Origin of the sequence: Psychrobacter sp. TB55-MNA-CIBAN-0194 (assembly GCF_040309505.1) — a bacterium.
Taxonomy (GTDB): Bacteria; Pseudomonadota; Gammaproteobacteria; order Pseudomonadales; family Moraxellaceae; genus Psychrobacter; species Psychrobacter fozii.
Map to the genome: position 1 here is coordinate 287,878 of NZ_JBEOOW010000002.1, position 22,129 is coordinate 310,006.

A 22,129-nucleotide genomic window follows, 5' to 3' on the forward strand; every position below is an offset into this window, starting at 1 on the left:
CAGCCCATGATTGTCCTTTAAAAACGAACATTCAGACCCCATATTGTTATAAACCTTACCTCATTATAAGAATTAGGAAGAAAGCCATTATGCGTATGCCTGAACCGCGTTCATCGCGTCAGTTAAATCAATTGGCCACTCAGCTCCAAGGCGAGGCTGAAATTAGTGGTGTCAATGCGTCAGGGACGCAAATATCGAGCCGTGCTTTTGAGATGGTCACAGATTTTGAGCCAGCAGGGGATCAGCCACAAGCGATCAAGAAGCTAGTCAACGGTATTAATTCGGGCATGGATGAGCAGTTGCTATTGGGTGTGACGGGTTCTGGTAAGACGTATACCATGGCGAAGGTCATCTCTGAGACGCAGCGCCCAACCATTATCATGGCACATAACAAAACGCTTGCAGCTCAGCTATATGGCGAGTTCAAATCATTCTTTCCTAACAATGCGGTTGAATACTTCGTCAGTTATTATGACTATTATCAGCCTGAGGCTTATGTAGCGGCGAGTGACACTTTCATTGAAAAAGACAGCGCCATCAACGATCATATCGATCAGATGCGACTGTCAGCCACACGTGCGCTATTAGAGCGTCGTGATGCGATTATCGTGGCGTCAGTATCTTGTATCTATGGTTTGGGTGATCCTGAAAGCTATCTAAAAATGCTATTGCATGTGGTCGTGGGCGATAACATAGATCGTACGGCGACGATTAAGCGGCTAGTTGAAATGCAGTATATGCGTAACGAGTTGGATTTTGGCCGTGGTACGTATCGCTTGCGTGGTGAGCTACTAGATATCTATCCGGCTGAGTCTGAGCAGTTGGCCGTACGTGTGCATTTATTTGATAATGAAGTAGAGAAAATTACTTGGTTCGATCCATTAACGGGCAAGACCGTGCGTAGCGTGCCACGTATTACCATTTATCCAAAATCACATTATGTGACGCCGCGTAATAAGCTAGAAGCTGCTAGCCATACTATACGTGCGGAGCTAGAGCCACGATTGGAGTATTTCCGCGAAAACAATAAACTGATTGAAGCACAGCGTCTCAAAGAGCGTACTCAGTATGATCTTGAGATGATTCAGCAGCTCGGCTACTGTAACGGTATTGAAAACTACTCGCAGCATCTGTCTGGTCGTCCATCAGGAGAGGCTCCGCCGACGTTGTTTGATTATATACCAGAAGATGCACTGCTGTTCCTTGATGAGTCACACGTGACCGTCTCGCAAATTGGGGCGATGTATAAAGGCGATAGATCACGTAAAGAAAACTTGGTCAATTACGGTTTCCGCCTACCAAGCGCAATGAACAACCGCCCGATGAAGTTTGAAGAGTGGGAGCGTATCAAGCCAAAGACGATTTATGTGAGTGCCACGCCAGCGTTGTATGAGCTTGAGCACAGCGAGCAGGTCGTCGAGCAGGTGGTACGCCCAACGGGTTTGATTGATCCTGAGATTGAGATACGTCCCGTATTGACGCAAGTCGATGATGTGTTATCGGAGATTACCAAACGCCGCGAAAAAGATGAACGTGTATTGATTACCACGTTGACCAAGCGCATGTCAGAAGATTTGACCAGTTATCTCAAAGAATATGATGTCAAAGTCGCGTATTTGCATTCTGATATCGATACCGTCGAGCGTATGCAGATTATTCATGAGCTGCGTACAGGTGTGCATGATGTACTGGTCGGTATCAACCTGTTGCGTGAAGGTCTGGATATGCCAGAAGTGTCATTGGTTGCGATATTTGATGCCGATAAAGAAGGATTTTTGCGTTCTGAGCGTGCTTTGATTCAGACCATTGGCCGCGCCGCGCGTCATATCAATGGTAAAGCCATTCTATATGCGGACCGCATTACCAACAGTATGCAAAAGGCGATAGACGAGACTGACCGTCGCCGTGAAAAACAAGTGGCGTTTAACCTAGAGCATAACATCACGCCGAAGGGTGCGCGTCGTAGTATCACGGATAAAATCGATACGGGTGACGATCAAAATGCCAATGACAATCAAGTAATTCCAATCAAGAGCAATCTGCCTGATGTCGATATCAGCATCTTACGTAGCCCTGATTTGCTTGCCAAAGAAATCAGCCGTCTTGAAAAGCTCATGAAACAGATGTCTCGTGACTTGAAGTTTGAGGATGCAGCGAAGACGCGTGACAAAGTATTAGAATTAAAAGCACATTTAATCTAAGGTATGATTTAGCTTTTATTCGATGTTAGAAAAGATGAGCTACATATTCTGTGGCTCATTTTTTATGCATCATTTGATATCAGAATCCTTGTAATAATAATCGATGCCACTTACCATATCAGCACTTATGCAAGTGAGTCTCTCCATCCATAAATCATATCATTCCAAATAATGAGAGCAGTGATAAACAGTCGCAAGAACTTTCAGTCGCAAGCACATTGTCTAATAAACTTGGCAAGTCTGATACTGACACTGTGAATTCAATATTTGGTATGGGTACTAACTAGGCGTATTTATATTGTGCTTACCAATAATTTAATAGAATTAAACTCTAACGAAAACTCACTAGGTATGGCAAACTCTGCCAAACAAGCCGTTATCGACTCCCTAAATATCGGCTTTCGTTACCCAGACGATCAACGAGTTGCTCTGATTAGTCGAATTGCTGATATAAACGGTGTGACAGAAAGCCAAATATCTCTAGGCTGCGGCTCTAGCGAAAACATCCGTACGGTTGTACAGATGCTGCAGAATAAAGCTTTGAGAGAAGGCAAAAAATTCCAATTGATCGTACCGCACCCAACCTTTGCCTATGCTGAATTGTATGCGACTTCTATTAATGTGGCTGTGGTAAAAGTACCGCTAACGCCTGAAAGCCATTCTCTTGATTTACAAAATATGCAAAAAGTGGCCGATGATTTTGACGGTATCAGCTTGTTTTATCTGTGTAATCCTAATAATCCAACCGCGACAATTACTGATACGAATAAACTGAAAAAATGGGTAGGGGCGGCACCAGACCATCATTATTTCTTATTGGATGAGGCTTATTCGGAATACGTCACTGACTTAAGCTTTGAGAGTGGTGTTACTTGGATAAAGAAGCAATACTCAGACAATATCGTCGTGTTGCGGACATTTTCGAAACTGTGTGCGCTCGCGGGCATGCGTGTCGGCTATGCGGTTGCTAGCCCACAAATGACTGCTAAGCTAGAAGCGTTCATATCAATTGATAATACCAATTTGTCGGGTACTGTCGCAGCGATGGCAACTTTAGACGACGAAGCATTTTTAGCATTGAGCTTGCGTACTGCCAATCAGTCACGTCAGCTGGTCGAGCAGACGTTAGATGAGCTAGGTCTGCGTTACTTGCCATCGCAGGCCAGCTTTATATTCCATGAAATAAAAGGCGATGTACAAACCTATATCGATAGAATGCGCGAACATGGCATTGCCGTCGGTCGTGAGTTTGCGCCTATTACAGGTTTCAATCGCTTGACGCTTGGTAGACCTGATGAAATGGCAGTATTCGTCGAAGTGCTTAAGTCATTTCGTGAAAAGGGTTGGGTGTGATTCTCATTGGGTTAAGCGGTTAGTTGGCATCTAGTTTTTACCAACCTTAAACGCAGTTTTACACATTACCCCTTAACAAACATCCGTCCTTCTAATAGGATAAGCAAACACAGTGTATAGCTACTTTTGACTTATCAAGATCAAAAAATATCGAATAAAAAGGACATAATTATAATGGACGTTAAAGCATTATTTAAAAAGGGCATAGAAAAACAGTTACTAGATGTGGATGACTATATATTTAAGCCTGAGCTAATAGAGATGACGGTTGAGGAAGGGGAGCTGACCTGCGTGCTAAATAGCGATGGTAGTGTCAATATTTTTTATACTAAGGCAGGAATCACTGACGTCAGAGCCGCAGCTCGAAAGCATCCTTTTACTTCTTTTGCGACTGAGCTACATCATGGAATTTATGATGATGTCATCGACGATGTGGTAGGTAACGTAAATGATATTATAGACAGTCACTCTAAGTATTTCCGTCGCAGCAAAGTCTTGCCTCTTACGCCTGCATTAGGAGGCAGTGATGCCGTTATTACAGAGGCTGATAAATATTAGGTACTGGCTTTAACTGATTTGTATCATTCAATTGTTATTATGATTTATAACATTGATAAGAAAAGGGCTAGGTTATCGATGATAACCTAGCCCTTTTTTATTCGTCTACATATCGTTAATAAGTGACTTATTTAACGAGACTGGTATAGCAGCTTTGTAGTGATTTAGCGACCACGTTAGCGACCAACTCAGTGCGATAGCTTGAGTCTATTGCTGCATTACCCAATTCAATCATGGTCACTTGTTGAGGTGCTTGCTCACTGACGCAGCCACAGACATTGGTTTTAACAGTTTCTTGCTGCGCATCAGTCATCGCAACACTAGCAACGCGCCATGCATTTTGTTTTTCAATTTCGCTGCGGCATTGCGTATCAATGGCTGATGTAAATATATTCATACCAATACTACTTGCAGTTGTCATGGCTGTGCCAGCGCTAGTGCCTGTAGTCGTGCCAGTACCTGTGGATGTACAGCCAGCTAGAGCAAGAGTGGCAAGCATAGCGGTCGAAACTAGAAGTTTTTTCACAGAATTTTCCTTTGAGGTTTTATGATTTTTCAAGATTAATGTCTGATACGAATTAGGTCGTGTTGACTATTCAGCAATATCACTGACAGTGTCTATCTGCGAATGTTCAACACGACTTAATGGTTGCTAGTCAGAATTAGTATTCTCTTTAGCAACTCGTATATTATCAGCAAAATACGTTAATAACACTATCAATGCTTACTTAAGAAAAATCAAGCCACTTTTTATGTTAATCCAGCCACGCATAAGGATGGTAATAAGCGTAGACTTTGTAACCAATATATCCAATAATCATTAGTAAACTACCGACGATAAATAACCATGTGGTGATGTGCTTCCATGAAAAGTCGTCAAAACTGTTATTGAATGCTGCAGAAATACAGGCAATGAAAAGCATGATGCAGCCTGACAATAGTATGAACTCATAAATATTTATTCTAAAACTCAGCATGCCATAAATCCAACATAAAATTTATCTTACTTTAACGATTTGAATAGATAAAGTAGATGAAATTTGCATGGAGTATTTATGTGCTTAGTAGAGGCTTCACTCCTTTGTGCTTGTAATATAGTAAAAATACTGATCTAGATAGATTTTAACTAGAGGTAAAATCTCATATGAATCGTAAGTTACTTATCTTATGTGTCTTAATTGCTTTGATACCCAGTCTGTTTTTTATAAGAAGCATATATGTAATGTCTGATCATCATATACAGCAATGTCATTGGAAAGGCTTTGGATCAAAAGTTATGGGAGATACATTTGGTTTTGATAATTATGTCCGGCTTGAAGATGGCGTAATTCACTTGGGTGAGCAACCAACAGCACAAATAATGCTCAGAAAGTATCGTCCATATGCTGATAACATCATTATAGTTAGCGATATAGATTATTCTGAGTTGGAGATGTATTATGAAAAAGGCTGTCATTAAATAGCAAAATCAAACGCATATATGCGCTGCTAAGTTGATATAAAAAAACCAGCGTAGACAAATAGTCTAAGCTGGTTTTTATTATGTTTTTATAGCTATTTTTAGACGTTCTTACCATGTTGCTTTTGTTGAATCTCTTTCGCTAATTTGTAGCATTCATTGATATGGTCATTGGCGATTTTTTTGAAAATCATATAGCCCATGGTTGCTGCAACCATTTGACCACCTAATGGGATAAATTTTGTCACTTGCTTGGCAGCGATACGGCCACCGAAACCTTGTACTGTCTTCTTCACGATACCACGTGTCGCCATCAGACCTGCGAAGTCAACAGTACGGTCTTTTAAAGCACCCCAATGAACGGCTCGTGACTCTAAATCAACAGCTGACTGACGATCTTCAATTAAACCAAAGCGCTCACTGATATCAGGCAATAGCTGGGTAAGCATGCCAGCATCCACAGCGACATCAAAGAAAGGCACAGGAATGATGGCAACACCAGCAGAGTACTTAGCGCGTTTTTTGACCAGCTTTTGACATTCTTTTTTTGTTTGTTCGAGGTCTAAGCTAGGATCTATCGTATTTGGTAGTTTTTCAGCGTTTGGTGTGGTTTTCATAAAGGTTCCTTATAAATAATTGAAGTAAGTAATTAAAACAAAACACTCTAAAATATCGAATTATAGTTTTAATGAATAACAAATATCTCAGTTGCTATCTATTTTATGGATTTATAAGAGGCATACAATCATTGCTTTGTAGCAAAATGCATAAAAATACAGTCACTATGCACCGTTTTTGTAAACTGGCTGTCCTGTAGTGCATTGAGATGGTCCAAGAATGGCCTGTTTTATATAGACATTGAAATATGATTTATAAGGCGTTGATTACCCCTCTGGTGTTGGTTTTGAATCCGGCTTGTGCTCGGCACTATTAGTGCTTCGTGAGTATTTAACCGTCATACTTGCAGTATCAAGAGTAATATCTTTTATAGCGGCTAGTAATGCTGAGCGATCTACTTTTGTATTGCTATTAAAGGTAACCGGTGCAGATAACGCATACACAGTATAAGTATAGCTTTTTTCACCTGGGCCTTTAGAGCAAGGCGGCGCGTATTGGTTCAAATCGTTTACGCTATTAGAGCCTACTTCACCTAGAGTTTCGCCCGCTTTAATTTGCGTTTTATCGGCGGCAATGTTGTACATGGTCCAATACCAATGCATTCCCTCAGGTGCTTTATGATCCATAATTAACGCATAATATTTGGTTGCGTTAGGTGCACCGCTCCAGTTAAGTGGAGGGCTAATGCTTTGCCCATCGCACGTATAAGTAATAGGCAAGTCACCGCCATCACTTACTTCTGAGCTAGTTAGCGTAAAATCATTGAGGTTTGATTGTTCAAGCGATTGCCTACTTTGGTCGTTGCAGGCACTTAAGGTTACGCAGCACAGTGCACTGAGTAAAAAGGCATAGGTATTTTTCATCATTTAAAAATCCAAAGATCAACACGATCCAGATATATAGAAAGAATTAGCGATGAAGAGTGTAACTATCAAATGTAGGGCAATTATGTAGTTTTAAACTTTTTTGTTTTTATTAAGTGATAAGGCGTTAAGTTGTGAGCTGCTTACGTAGATAAGAGATTGGACAGGAGCGCTTGGTTATGGATGTAAACATTAACGTAAGCATGTGCTCTATTTCATTCAGTTAAATAACACTAAAATCCTTATTTTAAATAAAGATTTTCACCCATTGCGACGACCACACACAAAACCCTTAAATCCGACACTCCAAAATATCGAATTGTAGTTTTAACGAATAACAAATATCTCAATTGCTGTCTATTTTATGGACTTATAAGAGGCAGACAATTATTGCTTTGTAGCAAAATGCAGAAAAATACAGACACTGCGCACCGTTTTAGTAAACTGTACAGTTACCTCAACATTCGGTTGCCTTGACTCTCTTTTAAAATGAATCAACTATAGCAACGTCATACATAAAAATGATAAACCGTTCCGCTAGAAATGACCATTGTGACCTTTTGCTAAAGCCAGTAGAATACACCCATGCTAAATTTAACCCCCCGTTATACCAGCACTCGCGTCGACGAGTTGCCCACCGCACTGCAGCCACTTGCTGCTCAATCATTAACGCTTGCCCGGCTATATGCTGGTCGAGGTATCACTGAGCCCGATGAGCTTGAGACAGGACTAGCAGGTCTACTGCCTGCAGAGATGCTACATGGCGTTACTGAAGCAGTGCGCTTGTTAGATATTGCCATTGATGATGGTCAACGTATCCTGATTGTGGGTGACTTCGACTGTGATGGCGCAACCAGTACCGCATTGATGATGCGCGCGCTCACAAAGATGGGCGCAGTCGTTGATTTTTTAGTGCCCGATCGCTTTAAATACGGTTATGGTCTGACGCCAGAGATTGTCGAGTTGGGTATCGAGACTTATCGACCCGATATGATAGTGACGGTGGATAATGGTATATCAAGTCATGAGGGTGTGGCTCGTGCGCAGGCCGATGGCATCATTGTCATTATCACTGACCATCATCTGACGACTAAACAGACGCCGCCTGCCGAGGCTGTGGTCAATCCCAATCAGCTTGGTTGTGACTTTACCAGTAAGGCACTGGTTGGGGTGGGCGTAGCATTCTATGTGCTTGGACGCTTGGCCAAGCTTCGCCGAGAGGCTGGTAAGTCTACCGTACAAGTCAGTCAATATTTGGATTTGGTAGCGCTTGGAACGATTGCCGATGTTGGGGTACTAGACAAAAACAATCGTATCTTAGTACATCATGGATTGAATGCTATTCGCCAAGGACGATGTTGCCTAGGTATCCTAGCACTGCTAGAACAAGCAGGCCGTGACCCTAAACAGTTGCATGCACAGGACTTTGGCTTTGTGTTAGGCCCACGTATCAACGCTGCTGGGCGCATGGACAATATGCGCATCGGTATTGAGTGCTTGTTGACGGAAGATTGGAGCACCGCACAGCGATTGGCACAAGAGCTTGAGCAGTTGAACCGTACCCGTCGTCAGGTAGAGGGTGAGATGCGGACGCAAGCAGATAGTATTGTGGCAGCGTTGGCAGTGGAGACCGATAACGATATAGATGAAGCCAGTGATGTCATCATCCAAAGTAAGCCTGATAAGAAAGCCGTTAGTAGCACTAAGCCTGATACTGCTAAAAGAAGCATTGTGCTATATCAAGACGATTGGCATCAAGGTGTGATCGGTATCGTCGCTGGACGATTAAAAGAAAGTCATTATTTGCCTAGCATTGTCTTCGCGCCAGCAGATGTAGAGCGTATAGGTAATGACGATGCGATTAAAGGATCAGCACGGTCTATCGCTGGCGTGCATGTTCGTGATGCGATTGAGCAAGTGGCTGAGCGTTACCCTGAATTGATTACACATTTTGGTGGTCATGCGATGGCAGCAGGTTTGACGATTAAGCGCGGCAACTTCGATGGGTTTGTGACGGCATTTAATGAAGTCATGGCAGAGATGAATGATGATGTTTTTGCTGAGCAGAAATTCACAGATGGAGCATTGCAGGCGAGTGACTTTAGTTTATGGTTTGCTGAGCACTTAGCGGATGCCAGTATTTGGGGTCATGGTTTTGCACCGCCGATATTTGATGGGATATTCGAAGTGCTAAGTTTTAAAGTGTTAAAGGACAAGCATCTCAAACTGTCATTGCGCTATCCCGATGTGCAGTATCCAATTGAAGCTATTTACTTTAACTTCGATAGCGATGTGTGGGATTACCGTGCCGAGCAGGTGCATTTGTTATTTCAGCTAGATATCAATGAGTGGAATGGCAAAAAAAGCTTGCAGCTGATGGTAAAAGATTTGGCTATCGTCGAAAAGACATAAGATGTGCAGCATATTTAAAAATGAGCACTTAATAGTTAAGTGCTCAAAGATGAAGCACTTAACTATTAGGTGCTTTTAGTATTTCCATTCCAGCGTGGGGAATTGCCAATCATAACGTATTGCAAGCATACGCAAAGTGAAAATCGTACCCATCGTGGATATATCTACAATCCAATCTGTCAAGCCCAGGTTGCTGAGAGCAAAATACGCCAGTTAATGCCGCAGTGATATAAATCTCCTGCTGTAATACGAGCGGTATCTCATTGCAGATCATATCGCGGATAATCCCGCCGACGATAATCGTAATAACCCCAAGTAATAACGACACTGGGATATTTGCCCCCATACTTTCCGCAACTTTAATTCCGATTAAGGTAAAAGCTGCCAATCCGATGGTATCTGAGAGTTTGAGGAACTTATCCACGCGCTTTGAGTTGAGGTGAAAGAATATTTGCATCACGAGTGAAGATATTGTAATTACCGTCAGATAGCTCATATCTACCATCCAAAATAATGGATGACGATCCAAAATCACGTCACGGACCGTACCGCCGCCAATAGCAGTCACGATTGATACCAATAAGCAGCCAAAGATATCAAAGTTCTTGTGTTTGGCCAGTATCGTGCCCGACACACTACAAGCGATGATACCAATCATATCAAACACAAATATCAGCGAGCGTGGATCAAACGTAGTAATTAGTGCTTTAGGATCCACAGAGATGGCCAACATGAGCAAGTCTCACTAGTTTCTGATGATGATAAATAGATATGATGAGTACTAAATCTACAGTTATTCTTATTTTAAGTGGCCAAGCGACTAAGCAACTAAGCAACTAAGCAGCTAGGCGACTAAGCGAATAGAAGGCAAGTGCCAATCAAACTTGAGCGCCAACATACGTACTGCAAAGATGATAAACAACATGATAAATTCATTGATACCAGAAGACACGCCGAATTGTTGCAAAATCAAATAAGCAACAGAGCCTGCAATACTAGCCGTGATATAAATCTCACGCTGTAGTACCAGTGGTATCTCATTACAGATAATATCACGGAGCATACCGCCAATCATGGCCGTCCATACACCCATCATAATAGCAATAATAGGCGACATATCTTGGTTCAACGCGATTTTAAAACCAATCACGCTAAAGGCAGCCAGCCCAATGGCATCGAACAGCTTCAATGCCTTATCAATCTTATGATATAGATGAAAAAATATTTGTAAGATGAGGGATGTCACGGTGATAACAATCACATAATTGAGGTCAGTCATCCAAAACAGCGGATGACGGTCTAGCGCCATATCTCGTAGCGTACCACCGCCAATAGCATTGACCATCGCAACTAAGATACAACCAGAAATATCGAAGCCTTTATGCTGTGCCAATAGGGTGCCTGCTATCGCGCACGCAATCACGCCCACCATATCCAACAAGTACAATAAAATATCAGGAAAAATCAAAACATGGGCCATGGTTGTATTACCAAATCTAAATCATCAAAAATAGTAGAATGTTAAATAGCTGAATATAAAACCGCTGGTCATCAAATAGCCGGACATACCTTAACCGTCTTTTGCAAATAGAATCAACCCAACAATAATGAGAGCAATACCTATTAATCCCATTATCGATGGCAGACTACTATTGAGCAATAACATGCCACCAATCAATGCAAATATCACCTCACTTGTCTGAGTGGCATCGACACCAGCGACTTCGCTTGAGGTTTCTGCTTTTTCGCGGGCATATAAGAAAATACTAGTGGCTGCCACACCTGCCAATAAAGCAACCAGTAACGTATTAAATACTTGCTTCGTCTCGGGCAATTCAGGATGAACGATAAGACCCAATACCAACCAAAATGGCACAGTACCCAAGGTCATGAGCCATACCTTATTAAAAGCATTTTGCAGTAAGGTGGTTTGAATAGCGGGAATTTTTGCAATTAAGCCTTGCAGTAGAGAAGGGGTTGGTTCGGCTAAGACAGCATCTGTCGTATGAGCAATACTGATTGAGTCGGCCGGATAGTGAGTATCAATAGCGGATAAAGGCGGCAACTCAGTTTCCGCCGTCTGGTCAGTTGCTTGAGAGGTCGCTTGCATCGGAGCTTGTGATTCAGTATTTTTCTGTTTGGCGTTATAAGAGACCTGCCAAACCAATTGGTTACCAATGGGATAGCTAAAGGCTGCTACTAACGCAGGCAACGCACCGTAAAGCAGCATGTCTTTCATAGGGACGGCATCAGCACCCAATACAGAGGCAGCGTGTATACCTTCACTAATGTTAACCAGCACTACACCGAAAAACACCAATAGTGCATAAGCGATGAATTTCTTATCAAACCGCTGGCCAAATACTAGCAAGACAAGCAGACTTGCGACGACGGTAAACATAAAGGTTGCCGCGACGACCCAGCCCGCAGCATGGTCGGCCGCGTAGCATATGCCGGTATAAAAGATACCAAAGCCGATACTACCAGTGATGCACCAAAATCCCCAATGCTGGCGAAAGATAGTCGCTAGCTCTCTAATACGTCCAAAGCCATGTTGCATAACGATAATGGCGGTGAGAATTAACCACATAAATAAATAGCGAAGGCTGGCTGACCAAAACCAATGTCCACCAGCCGCACTCATAAGCTCATTTAGGATAAACGTCGAGCTAAAAAATGCGCCCGATAATAACCCCAATAAAATGAGTTTGACCATAACTCTATCCTTACACTTGCTTCGCTAGTTATTTAAAGTAGCTATTTAGACTTTTATATTGCTATTTGCCTTTGGCATCTGCCCAAATAATTTTGTGCAACTGTAATTGGAAGCGTACAGGTAGCGCATCCACCAGCATCCATTCTGCAAGCTCACGCGCCAGTACCGGTACTTCAGGGCTAGGCAAGTTTTTACTAGCATCTTCACTGATGTCATCTGCAACGTTAAACATCGGAGAGAACCATACCGTACCAACTAACTCGTGTAGCTTATGCTTGGTCAACATAGCTTTTGCCCAGTCGTAATCGGTACGATTCATGATGACAAACTTGATTTGGTCGTGCTGAGTGAGATAGTCGAGGTTAGACCACAGATTTTTATCGACTTCGCCTGAGCTTGGTGTTTTAAGATCCATCACTTTGCTGACAGCTGGTGGTACATTCTCTACCGTGAGTGCCCCTGCAGTCTCAAGCGATATCTCATAGCCATCGCTTAGCAATCGTTTCATCAGCTCGATGGCATTTGGCTGCGCTAATGGCTCTCCACCAGTCAAACAGATGCGCTTGCATGGATAGCCTTTGATGGTTTCCATGATAGTTTCTAATGACTGACGCTCACCGCCTGTAAATGCATATTCGGTATCACAATACACACAGCGCAGTGGACAGCCCGTTAGGCGCACAAATATCGTTGGCAAGCCTGAGGTGATGGCTTCCCCTTGCAAGGAATAAAAAATCTCTGTCAGACGTAACCCTGCTTCAGGATCAGTGACAGGGATGGCGGCTGTGCGTAATAGTGATTCACTCATAATATGTCAAATACAGTTAAAGATTGATAAGGCGATTAGGCATCTATCAATCGTAATAAAAAGGCGGGTTCTGATATGGAGATTTTGCGTTTGGATAAAGCCAAACTAAAGAAAAGGATTATAACGCACCACCCTCTATTAAGCTGCAAAAAAGACGCTGAAGTTTTCTTCAGCGTCTTTAATAAAGATGATCTGTCGCTGTCCGTACTGTTTGGGTACGAGACTATAAGTATTAGAAATACTAGGCTAAGCGTAATAGCTCATTGACTGATGTTTTTGCACGAGTTTGCGCATCTACTTTTTTCACGATGATAGCAGCATACAAGCTGTGAGTACCATCTTCTGACGGCAAGCTGCCTGGTACGACAACAGAACCTGCTGGTACACGGCCACGATGAATCTCGCCAGTTTCGCGATCATAGATGCGGGTAGATTGACCGATGAACACACCCATAGAGATGACAGAACCTTCTTCTACGATCACGCCTTCAACGATCTCAGAGCGTGCACCGATGAAGCAGTTGTCTTCAATGATAGTAGGGTTGGCTTGTAATGGCTCTAATACACCGCCGATGCCAACACCGCCTGATAGATGGACGTTTTTACCGATTTGTGCACATGAGCCAACGGTCGCCCATGTATCTACCATGGCACCTTGATCAACGTAAGCACCGATATTGACATACGATGGCATCAATACAGCACCAGCTGCGATGAACGAGCCTTTACGAGCTACGGCTGGTGGTACCACACGTACGCCAGCTTCTTTAAACTGTGCTTCAGTCCAATCAGCAAATTTAGTTGGCACTTTGTCATAAAACTGCACATGCTCACCAGCTGCCTGAACGTAGTTGTCGTTTAAGCGGAAAGACAGTAATACCGCCTTTTTCGCCCATTGGTTGACGACCCATTCACCGTCTTTCTTTTCTGCAACACGTAGGCTACCGTTATCTAGTTGCTCAAGCACTTGCTCGACAGCATCACGTACGTCTTGTGGCATAGTGCTTGGGCTATATTCGTTACGGTTTTCAAAGGCTTGTTCGATGGTTTGTTGTAATGACATAAAAAATCCTAACATTAGTTAAAGGTAATTAAAAAATACATCGTACTTATAGTTAAATGTTTGCTTAGTTTCGGACTAAGATTTTACTTGCCGTATTGTCGCTAATTTAACAACTTTTAGCAAACGAGTTCACTGTGAACCTCGGCATTGAGGTTAATTATCCGACGTATTACTCTCAATCCACTCCAAGATATCTTGATAAACGATTTCATGGTCTTTTTCGTGTAGTGGCTCATGGCGCATATTAGGGTAGAGTTGAATATCTACGTTACTAAAGTTTTTGTTGTTTAAGCGAGTGACGATTTTGCGGATACCATGACCCATATCTCCAATGGGATCATCTTCACCGCTGATGAATAACATCGGGAAGTTTTTGGCAATCGTTGTCGCCCAGTTTTTATTCAAGCCTGTTTCCATTAGAGAAAACAACGTCATAAAGCCATTGTTGGTAAAGTCAAAGCCCGTCAATGGATCTGCTTCGTATATTTCGATGGCGGCAGGGTCTTTAGTTAACCATGCAAATTCTGATGAAGAGATGCGATCTTCAAGCTTGCTATTAAGGACTTTATTCATCACCTTCGCAAACACAGGATTTTGTTTTCTTGAAGCGACTTTTGCCAGTATTTTATTGACAGGCAGTAGTACTTTGGTCAGTGGATTGGCATCTGCTGTGCCCATCAAAATAGCGCCAGAAAAGGTGCCTGCATGATGCTTGAGGACGTTGCGGATAATGAACGAACCCATTGAATGACCCAAGACAAAATGCGGCACGTCAGGATGGCGATTCTTTAGGGTATCGGCCATGATAATCACGTCTTTCAACAAGGATTGAACAGGATGCTCTTCGCCAAAAAATCCTAAATCCCTTTCTGTTTTGATGGTTTTTCCATGACCAAGATGATCATAAGTGACCACTGCAACACCATGATCTGCTAAAAACTGAGCAAATTCTGCATAACGTCCGCTATGCTCTGCCATACCATGCACAATTAATAATGTGGCCTTTACTTCAGTCTTTTCATCGCTGGGCTCAAAAAAATCGTGATGCAAATAATGAATGTTATCTGAGGAGAGAATATGGTCGTTACTGGTACTCATGTAGTATTCCTTGACGGGTTTTCATTATTTGTAATTTTGATGAATAAAATCTGATAAATAAAGAGACAGCGTATCTGAAGCATGCTAATAGCGACTATAAAGGTATAGTTACTATAAATGATATGCCAAAAAATCAAATAATTATAGGGCTTTAAAGGGTTTGTTTCATTAAACGTGGATACATTTTACCTGCTTTTGCTAGGTTAAGTGACCCACACAGACAGATTATTTTTAATGGTATAGTCGATCCTCCATAAAAGAGCGACAGCGTTAACCTCGCCTGAAGTATCACCGTTACATTTGCAATCGTCTGCCTTGACTCTCTTTTACTTATAAACTGAAACTCAATCAACTGGACAGCTAAGGGTAAGCAGGTGCTAGTAGGTAACATGCTTGCTTTAACATCATAAATATTATCGAGACTGAATAATCAAGTACCACTGTTTAATGTGCATGGTTCAAGCCATTGATGTTGTCATCGCACGTTTACAACAGACCATTCTCAAACCCGTTGCATTTCCATGTTATTTTTAAACAGAATGTCAAAGCCATGCTAATAACTTAAGCCATGCTTACCATTCAAAAATTATCGGAGGTTCTTTTTATACTGAACTGACTATACCACTGACTGATACGAAGTAGCCTATGACGAACCTGTCTAAAAAATATTACTACTAGCAGGAGCAGGTTATGCCCACATTGGGATGTTACTTGGTTGGCTCGGTATGGACATCATCGACTGATTTAGAAACGATAGATAATGGGTGGGTCAGTCTACAAGGATGTTGGGTATGGTATCTCAAACAAAAAATTGACAGACGATTTGTAAAGTCCTATGACATGTAATTTTTATTTAAAAGCACGGTACGTCATCTATAAAGCACTATATAGATGTGTAATTACATATGGTGAATTGTGAGCGCTTATTCATAATCAGCCACCATTCATTAGAAAAAAGACAAAGTTAGGAATTTATAAATGAGGTAGTATGAATATGAAATAGTCATAAAAGCAATTGTTTACGTATCGGCATTGCTTTTTTATGTTCACGTTATTATTTTCTTTAGCTGTACAACTAAAAGGATTTTGTACCACTATGAAATCGACTATCGAATTGCTTGAGCATACGGACTTTCCTGCTATTAAACGCCAAACATTAACCATATTACAGGTCAACATGGGGTATTTATGCAATATGTCGTGCGTGCATTGCCATGTGGCCGCCAGTCCTTATCGAACTGAGATGATGTCACGAGAATTGGTTGAGCTGATACCTAAGGTGCTACAAGCGCAGAATATTGACACGCTTGATCTGACGGGCGGTGCGCCTGAGATGCATGAGGACTTTAAGTATTTAGTAAAAGCAGCGCGTGCACTCGGCGTCACAGTAATAGATCGCTGCAATTTGACCATTCTCATGGAAGAAGGTTATGAGGACATGGCGCAGTTTTTAGCAGACAATCAGGTAGAAGTGGTGGCCTCATTGCCATGCTATTCCCTAGAAAATGTAGACAAACAGCGTGGCAAAGGTGCATTTGATGACAGTATATTGGGATTGCAAAAGCTCAATAGTTTGGGCTATGGCAAGCCTGACTCAAGCCTGACACTGAATTTGGTCTTCAATCCACAAGGTGCGACACTGCCACCCAATCAGCAGCAGCTTGAAGCCGACTATAAGCGGGAGCTAAAAGAGCATTTTGATATCGAGTTTAACCAACTGTTTGCACTGACCAATATGCCGATCCAGCGCTTTGGGGCAGTGCTATTGGCCAAAGATCAATTTCACCCCTATATGACACTGCTCAAAGACAACTATGTCACCGCCAATTTAGCTGGGGTTATGTGCCGATCAACCATTAGCGTCAATTGGCTGGGCGAGCTGTTTGACTGTGATTTTAATCAACAGCTAGAAATACCCGTACCCAATAAATCGCGTCGACATCTAAACGATCTGTTAACCCAAAACCCTTCTGGTGATGACATTGCTATTGCTGATCATTGTTATGGCTGCACCGCAGGACAGGGCAGTAGCTGTGGTGGCGCGTTAGAGGAAGAGGAGATAGATCACCCAGCACAAGATACGATTATTTAATAATTTATATCAAATTATCACACGTTGAGCATCAACAAAAATAAATAAACAGTTTTTGTCAGTAAATACTATTGAAGCAGACAAAAATTAAATAGTAAAACATCATCGATTCAAATGGAGCCAATCTTATGTCAGTATCTAACTTTTCAGTCAAAAACCTAGTGGTACAGCCCGTGATTGCGACAGCAATTCTATTGTCCAGTGTCGCCGCTTATGCTGATTTTAACCATCAAAGCTGGGACAGTTTGCTCAACAAGCATGTCACCATGACTAACGGCGGCAAAGCCTCGGTCGTCAACTATGCTGGCATGAAAGCAGATAGTAGCAAGCTCACAAGCTATTTGGATGCCACGAGTAAGGTGTCTCAGTCTGAATTTAATCGTTGGAACAAAAACGAGCAGTTAGCATTTTTAATCAATGTCTATAACGCTGGGACAGTCGATTTGGTCCTAACAAAATATCCTAATATCAAATCTATCAAAGACATTGGCGGGACATTTGGCTCGCCATGGAAGCAAAAGTTTATTCCGTTATTGGGCAAGACTCGTTCATTAGATGAGATTGAGCACACCTTGATCCGTGGCTCTAAGCGCTACAATGATCCGCGCATTCACTTCGCGGTTAACTGTGCCAGTATTGGCTGCCCTGCATTACAAGATGATGCTTTCACTGGCAAAGGTTTGGACGGGCAATTAGAGCAAGCGACCTCGAAATTTTTGGGGGACAGTAGCCGTAATCGCCTAAAAGGCAATACGCTGAGTGTATCGCCAATCTTCAAATGGTATAAAGAAGACTTTGCGACCAATTGGCGTAGTACCAACGATTTAGAAGGATTTTTGGGTCGTTACTCTTCATCATTGGGACTGAGTAAAGCCCAAACCGCTGATTTGAAGCAAGGCAAAATCAAAATCAGTTATACCGATTACAATTGGAACTTAAATAAAAAGTAAATCTAGAATTTGGTCGATACAGGTGCTGATCTTTATCAAAGATAGGCGAAACTGATGATGATTCATCAAAATGGTGCATTTATTGAACATCTCTATCATCATTCCGTTGCTCAATGAAGCGGACAATATGCCGCAGCTCATTGCTCATATTAATGGTCTATATCCACCGCCATCACAAGTGATAGTGGTGGATGGTGGCTCGACGGATGATTCGGTTGGTATTGCTAGACGTTTATTAAATGATTTATCAAGTGTGGCGCAGACTGCTATAGACTGGCAAGTGATTGAATCCGTAGCAGGACGTGCTCGACAGATGAATACGGGCGTTCAGCAAGCAACAGGGGATGCTTTGCTCTTTTTACACGCTGATACCCTGTTGCCAATGGATGCGATAGATAGTATTCAACAGGCAATGACCCAGTATGACTGGGGACGTTTCGATGTGCGTCTGAATAGCCGTGATCCATTATTAAAAATAGTCGCCATGATGATCAATAAACGCTCACGTCTGGTAAGTATCGCAACAGGTGATCAAGCCATTTTTATCAAAAGATCTTTGTTTGAGCAGATGAATGGCTATGCCGATCAGCCATTGATGGAAGATATTGAGCTATGCAAACGTCTAAAAAGTATTGCTAGGCCTGTTTGTCTGAATAGCAAAGTGACGACCTCAGCGCGGCGTTGGCAACAGCATGGCACATGGCGCACCATTTTTTTGATGTGGCATTTACGATTTGATTATTGGCGCGGTGTATCCCCTGAAGTATTAAGGCAGCGCTACTATCGTTGAATCCAAATGACTTCGATAAAAGGAAGCCGAGTGCAAGCTATACATTTGCACTCGATTGCCTTGATGCTCGTTTAAACCGAATCAACGATATAAACATTAATACCCCTTAGATTAAGGATGTGCCCTAGCATGACTGAGCATTCAAGCCCTCACGCAACCCTTACGATAACTGATGCACAAGCACAACACCCAGACACCTGTGTCATATTGTTTGCCAAATATCCAGCGCGTGATATGGCAAAGACCCGCCTGCAACCAGCTCTAGGCATAGAGGGTGCTGCCCGTATGGCAAGGCAGCTGTTGTTGCATAGTATCGAACAAGCGGTCGCTACTGGTTTTACCGTTGAGTTATGTGTCAGTCCAGCAGTGACAGACCCTTGCTGGCAAACCCTTAATTTGCCTGACTCACTGCAGTGGTCGACTCAAGCAGATGGCGACTTGGGCACGCGTTTAATCACAGCAAGTCAAGATGCACTGAAAAAACACCAAAAAATCGTATTGATAGGCTCTGACTGTCCCAGTCTGACGGCAGAGCGTATTCAGACAGCAGTACAGCAGCTCGATGACCATGATGCGGTTATGACCCCAGCGACTGATGGTGGCTATGTGTTATTCGGGTTTAAGCAAGTTGATGGCAGTCTGTTTTCAGATATCGTCTGGAGTACAGCTAGTGTGGCAACTGTGACCCGGCAGCGTGTGGCGGATTTGGGTTGGACATTGGCATTGTTAGCGCCGCTACATGATATTGACGAACCTGCAGATTTAGAGCATCTGCCATCAGATTGGCTTAAGTTTGCTCAATAGCTATGACCATACGAACAACTAGATGACGGTCGGCACCCGCTTGTCATGGATGTATTTATACCGTATTGCTTTATTTTTTATGATGTTTACTCAGATTTTAACCAGGTTTTACTCTCAATAAGGATATTGTTATGCATGACGTCGTGCAAAATTACTATGGTAAAGAGTTACAAAGTACCGATGATCTAAAAACCTCAGCGTGTTGCGATGTGAGCAATATGCCAGAGTGGCTCAAGCCATTATTGGCCAATATCCATGATGAAGTGCTGAGTCGCTATTATGGATGCGGGCTGGTGTGTCCTGCACTGCTCGAGGGTTGCCGAATTTTAGACTTGGGCAGTGGTTCAGGCCGTGACGTCTATGCATTGGCGCAATTGGTGGGCGAGAGTGGGCATGTGGTCGGCGTCGATATGACCGATGAGCAGCTGGCCGTTGCCAAAGAGCATCAGCAATATCACATCGACAAGTTTGGTTATGACAATGTGACTTTTTTACATGGCTATATCGAAAAGCTAGATGATCTTAATCTTGCAGATGGCAGCTTCGATATTATTGTCTCAAACTGCGTGATTAATCTCTCACCAGACAAAGCAGCCGTCATGGCCAGTGTGCAGCGTTTACTTAAGCCTGGCGGCGAGTTTTATTTTTCTGATGTGTATGCTGACCGCCGTATCCCTCAACATCTGATAGATGATCCAGTTTTGTATGGCGAATGCTTGAGCGGCGCATTGTACTGGAAAGACTTTACCCGTCTGTCACGAGACGCAGGGTTTTTAGACGTACGTTTAGTCGAGGATTGTCCGCTTGAAATTACGGATCCTGCCTTGGCTGCCAAAATTGGCGATATCCAGTTTTTCTCTGCCACTTATCGTTTGTTTAAAATAGCATCGCTTGAGGATGCTTGCGAAGATCATGGTCAAGCGGTTATATACAAAGGCTCTATTGCTCAGTCACCGCACCGTTTTGATCTCGATAAGCATCATGCTATTGAGGCTGGTCGAGTATTTCCAGTCTGTGGCAACACGTTTAGAATGCTAAAAGAGTCTCGCTTTGCACCACATTTTGAGTTTATCGGTGATGACAGTCGTCACTACGGTATTTTTGCCGGCTGCGGTGAGCTGATGCCATTTAACCATTCTGTGATACCAACCTCTGGGTTAGGTAGTTGTTGTTAAAACTAAGATATTGACATTAGTAAAGGCCATTAATTCACTTAATGGCCTTTTTTATGAGTCATTCGTTGCTGATGTTTGTGTATTGGCAGAAACTATAGAAATAGCGTTTTACTGTTTGATCGATTTATTTTCGGTTAGATACTCATTTATCGACATGTCTATTAATATTTAGGAAGTAGTGCTGCCAATCGAGTTTTGGTTGCATCATCCATCATATCTACTGATGTCACCAGTGCCTGAGCAAGCGCATTATGTGCAATTGAGTCAGGCGATTCAGCGGCAATCAAAGCGACCGCTTCCTTAATCACTTTTTGAGCATTATCTGCATTTTTCATAAGATTTTTTATCGCATAGTCTGCACTGACGGCTTCTTCAGTCGGATGCCAACAATCAAAATCTGTCACCAGTGCCAAGGTCGCATAAGCAATACTGGCTTCACGTGCCAATTTGGCTTCTGGCATATTGGTCATACCGATGATGTCTGCCTGCATCTGACGATACCACTGGGACTCTGCACGGGTTGAAAACTGTGGACCTTCGATACAGACATAGGTCGCTTTTGAGTGACTGGTGCCTTCTGCAATATCTGCATTGTCATAGGCACGCGTCAAGAGTTCTGCTAGGGCAGGACAAAGCGGGTCGGCCATTGATACATGAGCGACCGCACCCGCGCCAAAAAAAGTACTCACTCGCTGCTTGGTCATATCAATCATTTGATCTGGAATGACCATATCTAGTGGCTTAAGCGATTCTCGTAGAGAGCCTACTGCTGACACGGATACGATGTAGCGCACCCCAAGCGTTTTTAACGCATAAATATTGGCACGATAAGGCACTTCAGACGGCGTCAGTCTATGACCTTGACCATGCCGTGTTAAAAAAGCAACCGTCACTCCTTCTAGCTCGCCCAAGACAATATCATCAGAGGGGCTGCCAAAGGGCGTGTCAATAGTGATATGACGCTTGTTGATGAGGGCATCCATTTGATACAACCCACTGCCTCCAATGATAGCGATATCCGCAGATAGTGGTGCTTGTTCTATAGAGGTTGTCATAAGTATTATCCAATTTTAGTTGTCAAAGAGAACCTTGCTAATATAGAAGAATTTTCTTGTTATTGGCGCTTATTAATATTCAAAGAAAATATAGTAGAAACTGAGTGGTAATAG

21 protein-coding genes and 1 pseudogene are annotated in these 22,129 nt (G+C 42.7%); 11 read left to right on the forward strand and 11 right to left on the reverse strand.

What is annotated here, in order from left to right:
• The first annotated feature begins 89 nt into the window (after positions 1 to 89).
• The 3 genes from uvrB to AAEY75_RS03790 all read left to right on the forward strand — a co-directional run bounded on the left by uvrB (position 90) and on the right by AAEY75_RS03790 (position 4,112).
• Positions 90 to 2,201 (forward strand): excinuclease ABC subunit UvrB, encoded by a 2,112-nt coding sequence (gene uvrB / locus AAEY75_RS03780; protein ID WP_352258491.1) that lies wholly within the window; start codon positions 90 to 92, stop codon positions 2,199 to 2,201.
• 300 nt (positions 2,202 to 2,501) lie between these two features.
• On the forward strand, positions 2,502 to 3,554 hold the full coding sequence (locus AAEY75_RS03785) for a pyridoxal phosphate-dependent aminotransferase (protein ID WP_352258493.1): 1,053 nt from the start codon (positions 2,502 to 2,504) through the stop codon (positions 3,552 to 3,554).
• A 174-nt stretch (positions 3,555 to 3,728) separates the two neighbouring features.
• The gene (locus tag AAEY75_RS03790) at positions 3,729 to 4,112 is read left to right on the forward strand and encodes a hypothetical protein (protein WP_227669259.1); all 384 of its coding nucleotides are present in this window, start codon (positions 3,729 to 3,731) and stop codon (positions 4,110 to 4,112) included.
• Positions 4,113 to 4,239: 127 nt separating this feature from the next.
• Here the strand turns inward: AAEY75_RS03790 and AAEY75_RS03795 are convergent, their stop codons facing one another.
• Both AAEY75_RS03795 and AAEY75_RS03800 read right to left on the reverse strand, forming a co-directional pair.
• Positions 4,240 to 4,638: a hypothetical protein gene (locus AAEY75_RS03795; protein ID WP_201552021.1), complete on the reverse strand. Its 399-nt coding sequence runs from the start codon at positions 4,636 to 4,638 to the stop codon at positions 4,240 to 4,242.
• Between the two features lie 229 nt (positions 4,639 to 4,867).
• On the reverse strand, positions 4,868 to 5,035 hold the full coding sequence (locus tag AAEY75_RS03800) for a hypothetical protein (protein WP_201552020.1): 168 nt from the start codon (positions 5,033 to 5,035) through the stop codon (positions 4,868 to 4,870).
• Between the two features lie 299 nt (positions 5,036 to 5,334).
• Between AAEY75_RS03800 and AAEY75_RS03805 the strand changes: the two genes are divergently transcribed.
• A complete protein-coding gene (locus AAEY75_RS03805) occupies positions 5,335 to 5,571 on the forward strand; it encodes a hypothetical protein (RefSeq protein ID WP_201552019.1) in 237 nt (78 codons plus the stop codon).
• Between the two features lie 101 nt (positions 5,572 to 5,672).
• Here AAEY75_RS03805 and AAEY75_RS03810 read toward each other — a convergent pair whose 3' ends face one another.
• Positions 5,673 to 6,188, reverse strand: a complete 516-nt coding sequence (locus AAEY75_RS03810; RefSeq protein ID WP_352258496.1) for a hypothetical protein — start codon at positions 6,186 to 6,188, stop codon at positions 5,673 to 5,675.
• A 267-nt stretch (positions 6,189 to 6,455) separates the two neighbouring features.
• Positions 6,456 to 7,055: a YbhB/YbcL family Raf kinase inhibitor-like protein gene (locus AAEY75_RS03815; RefSeq protein WP_352258498.1), complete on the reverse strand. Its 600-nt coding sequence runs from the start codon at positions 7,053 to 7,055 to the stop codon at positions 6,456 to 6,458.
• Positions 7,056 to 7,637: 582 nt separating this feature from the next.
• On the opposite strand from AAEY75_RS03815, the gene recJ reads away from it, so the two are divergent.
• Positions 7,638 to 9,464 carry a single-stranded-DNA-specific exonuclease RecJ gene (gene recJ / locus AAEY75_RS03820; RefSeq protein WP_352258500.1) on the forward strand — a complete coding sequence of 609 codons (1,827 nt, stop codon included), beginning with the start codon at positions 7,638 to 7,640 and terminating at the stop codon, positions 9,462 to 9,464.
• A 75-nt stretch (positions 9,465 to 9,539) separates the two neighbouring features.
• Here recJ and AAEY75_RS03825 read toward each other — a convergent pair.
• The 6 genes and pseudogenes from AAEY75_RS03825 to AAEY75_RS03850 all read right to left on the reverse strand — a co-directional run bounded on the left by AAEY75_RS03825 (position 9,540) and on the right by AAEY75_RS03850 (position 15,149).
• Positions 9,540 to 10,197 (reverse strand): annotated as a pseudogene (locus AAEY75_RS03825) (trimeric intracellular cation channel family protein).
• Between the two features lie 111 nt (positions 10,198 to 10,308).
• Positions 10,309 to 10,944, reverse strand: a complete 636-nt coding sequence (locus tag AAEY75_RS03830) for a trimeric intracellular cation channel family protein (protein WP_352258502.1) — start codon at positions 10,942 to 10,944, stop codon at positions 10,309 to 10,311.
• Positions 10,945 to 11,034: 90 nt separating this feature from the next.
• Positions 11,035 to 12,180 (reverse strand): multidrug resistance efflux transporter family protein, encoded by a 1,146-nt coding sequence (locus tag AAEY75_RS03835; RefSeq protein WP_352258504.1) that lies wholly within the window; start codon positions 12,178 to 12,180, stop codon positions 11,035 to 11,037.
• Between the two features lie 61 nt (positions 12,181 to 12,241).
• Positions 12,242 to 12,988 carry a radical SAM protein gene (locus AAEY75_RS03840; RefSeq protein ID WP_352258505.1) on the reverse strand — a complete coding sequence of 249 codons (747 nt, stop codon included), beginning with the start codon at positions 12,986 to 12,988 and terminating at the stop codon, positions 12,242 to 12,244.
• A 241-nt stretch (positions 12,989 to 13,229) separates the two neighbouring features.
• Entirely contained in the window at positions 13,230 to 14,051 is an 822-nt protein-coding gene (gene dapD, locus AAEY75_RS03845) for a 2,3,4,5-tetrahydropyridine-2,6-dicarboxylate N-succinyltransferase (protein ID WP_194363938.1), read from the reverse strand.
• A gap of 153 nt (positions 14,052 to 14,204) precedes the next feature.
• A complete protein-coding gene (locus AAEY75_RS03850; protein ID WP_352258506.1) occupies positions 14,205 to 15,149 on the reverse strand; it encodes an alpha/beta hydrolase in 945 nt (314 codons plus the stop codon).
• Between the two features lie 690 nt (positions 15,150 to 15,839).
• Between AAEY75_RS03850 and AAEY75_RS03855 the strand changes: the two genes are divergently transcribed.
• The 6 genes from AAEY75_RS03855 (at position 15,840) to AAEY75_RS03880 (ending at position 20,960) form a co-directional block, all read left to right on the forward strand.
• On the forward strand, positions 15,840 to 15,995 hold the full coding sequence (locus AAEY75_RS03855) for a hypothetical protein (RefSeq protein ID WP_352258508.1): 156 nt from the start codon (positions 15,840 to 15,842) through the stop codon (positions 15,993 to 15,995).
• Positions 15,996 to 16,245: 250 nt separating this feature from the next.
• Positions 16,246 to 17,241 (forward strand): arsenosugar biosynthesis radical SAM (seleno)protein ArsS, encoded by a 996-nt coding sequence (gene arsS, locus AAEY75_RS03860; protein ID WP_352258510.1) that lies wholly within the window; start codon positions 16,246 to 16,248, stop codon positions 17,239 to 17,241.
• 128 nt (positions 17,242 to 17,369) lie between these two features.
• Positions 17,370 to 18,191, forward strand: coding sequence for a DUF547 domain-containing protein (locus tag AAEY75_RS03865; protein ID WP_352258512.1), 822 nt, complete (start codon positions 17,370 to 17,372; stop codon positions 18,189 to 18,191).
• A 70-nt stretch (positions 18,192 to 18,261) separates the two neighbouring features.
• Positions 18,262 to 18,981: a TIGR04283 family arsenosugar biosynthesis glycosyltransferase gene (locus AAEY75_RS03870; protein ID WP_352258514.1), complete on the forward strand. Its 720-nt coding sequence runs from the start codon at positions 18,262 to 18,264 to the stop codon at positions 18,979 to 18,981.
• A gap of 129 nt (positions 18,982 to 19,110) precedes the next feature.
• Entirely contained in the window at positions 19,111 to 19,785 is a 675-nt protein-coding gene (locus tag AAEY75_RS03875) for a TIGR04282 family arsenosugar biosynthesis glycosyltransferase (protein ID WP_352258516.1), read from the forward strand.
• 131 nt (positions 19,786 to 19,916) lie between these two features.
• Positions 19,917 to 20,960 carry a methyltransferase domain-containing protein gene (locus AAEY75_RS03880; protein ID WP_352258518.1) on the forward strand — a complete coding sequence of 348 codons (1,044 nt, stop codon included), beginning with the start codon at positions 19,917 to 19,919 and terminating at the stop codon, positions 20,958 to 20,960.
• Positions 20,961 to 21,121: 161 nt separating this feature from the next.
• On the opposite strand, the gene mtnP is transcribed toward AAEY75_RS03880, so the two are convergent.
• Positions 21,122 to 22,015, reverse strand: a complete 894-nt coding sequence (mtnP, locus tag AAEY75_RS03885; protein WP_352258520.1) for an S-methyl-5'-thioadenosine phosphorylase — start codon at positions 22,013 to 22,015, stop codon at positions 21,122 to 21,124.
• Positions 22,016 to 22,129 lie beyond the last annotated feature (114 nt).

What these genes read in the sequence shown, in the direction of transcription:
- uvrB (WP_352258491.1), top strand. Translation starts at nt 90, where the DNA reads ATGCGTATGCCTGAACCGCGTTCATCGCGTCAGTTAAATCAATTGGCC.
- AAEY75_RS03790 (WP_227669259.1), top strand. Translation starts at nt 3,729, where the DNA reads ATGGACGTTAAAGCATTATTTAAAAAGGGCATAGAAAAACAGTTACTA.
- AAEY75_RS03800 (WP_201552020.1), bottom strand. Translation starts at nt 5,035, where the DNA reads ATGCTTTTCATTGCCTGTATTTCTGCAGCATTCAATAACAGTTTTGAC.
- AAEY75_RS03805 (WP_201552019.1), top strand. Translation starts at nt 5,335, where the DNA reads ATGTCTGATCATCATATACAGCAATGTCATTGGAAAGGCTTTGGATCA.
- AAEY75_RS03810 (WP_352258496.1), bottom strand. Translation starts at nt 6,188, where the DNA reads ATGAAAACCACACCAAACGCTGAAAAACTACCAAATACGATAGATCCT.
- AAEY75_RS03815 (WP_352258498.1), bottom strand. Translation starts at nt 7,055, where the DNA reads ATGATGAAAAATACCTATGCCTTTTTACTCAGTGCACTGTGCTGCGTA.
- recJ (WP_352258500.1), top strand. Translation starts at nt 7,638, where the DNA reads ATGCTAAATTTAACCCCCCGTTATACCAGCACTCGCGTCGACGAGTTG.
- AAEY75_RS03830 (WP_352258502.1), bottom strand. Translation starts at nt 10,944, where the DNA reads ATGGCCCATGTTTTGATTTTTCCTGATATTTTATTGTACTTGTTGGAT.
- AAEY75_RS03835 (WP_352258504.1), bottom strand. Translation starts at nt 12,180, where the DNA reads ATGGTCAAACTCATTTTATTGGGGTTATTATCGGGCGCATTTTTTAGC.
- AAEY75_RS03840 (WP_352258505.1), bottom strand. Translation starts at nt 12,988, where the DNA reads ATGAGTGAATCACTATTACGCACAGCCGCCATCCCTGTCACTGATCCT.
- dapD (WP_194363938.1), bottom strand. Translation starts at nt 14,051, where the DNA reads ATGTCATTACAACAAACCATCGAACAAGCCTTTGAAAACCGTAACGAA.
- AAEY75_RS03850 (WP_352258506.1), bottom strand. Translation starts at nt 15,149, where the DNA reads ATGAGTACCAGTAACGACCATATTCTCTCCTCAGATAACATTCATTAT.
- AAEY75_RS03855 (WP_352258508.1), top strand. Translation starts at nt 15,840, where the DNA reads ATGCCCACATTGGGATGTTACTTGGTTGGCTCGGTATGGACATCATCG.
- arsS (WP_352258510.1), top strand. Translation starts at nt 16,246, where the DNA reads ATGAAATCGACTATCGAATTGCTTGAGCATACGGACTTTCCTGCTATT.
- AAEY75_RS03865 (WP_352258512.1), top strand. Translation starts at nt 17,370, where the DNA reads ATGTCAGTATCTAACTTTTCAGTCAAAAACCTAGTGGTACAGCCCGTG.
- AAEY75_RS03870 (WP_352258514.1), top strand. Translation starts at nt 18,262, where the DNA reads ATGGTGCATTTATTGAACATCTCTATCATCATTCCGTTGCTCAATGAA.
- AAEY75_RS03875 (WP_352258516.1), top strand. Translation starts at nt 19,111, where the DNA reads ATGACTGAGCATTCAAGCCCTCACGCAACCCTTACGATAACTGATGCA.
- AAEY75_RS03880 (WP_352258518.1), top strand. Translation starts at nt 19,917, where the DNA reads ATGCATGACGTCGTGCAAAATTACTATGGTAAAGAGTTACAAAGTACC.
- mtnP (WP_352258520.1), bottom strand. Translation starts at nt 22,015, where the DNA reads ATGACAACCTCTATAGAACAAGCACCACTATCTGCGGATATCGCTATC.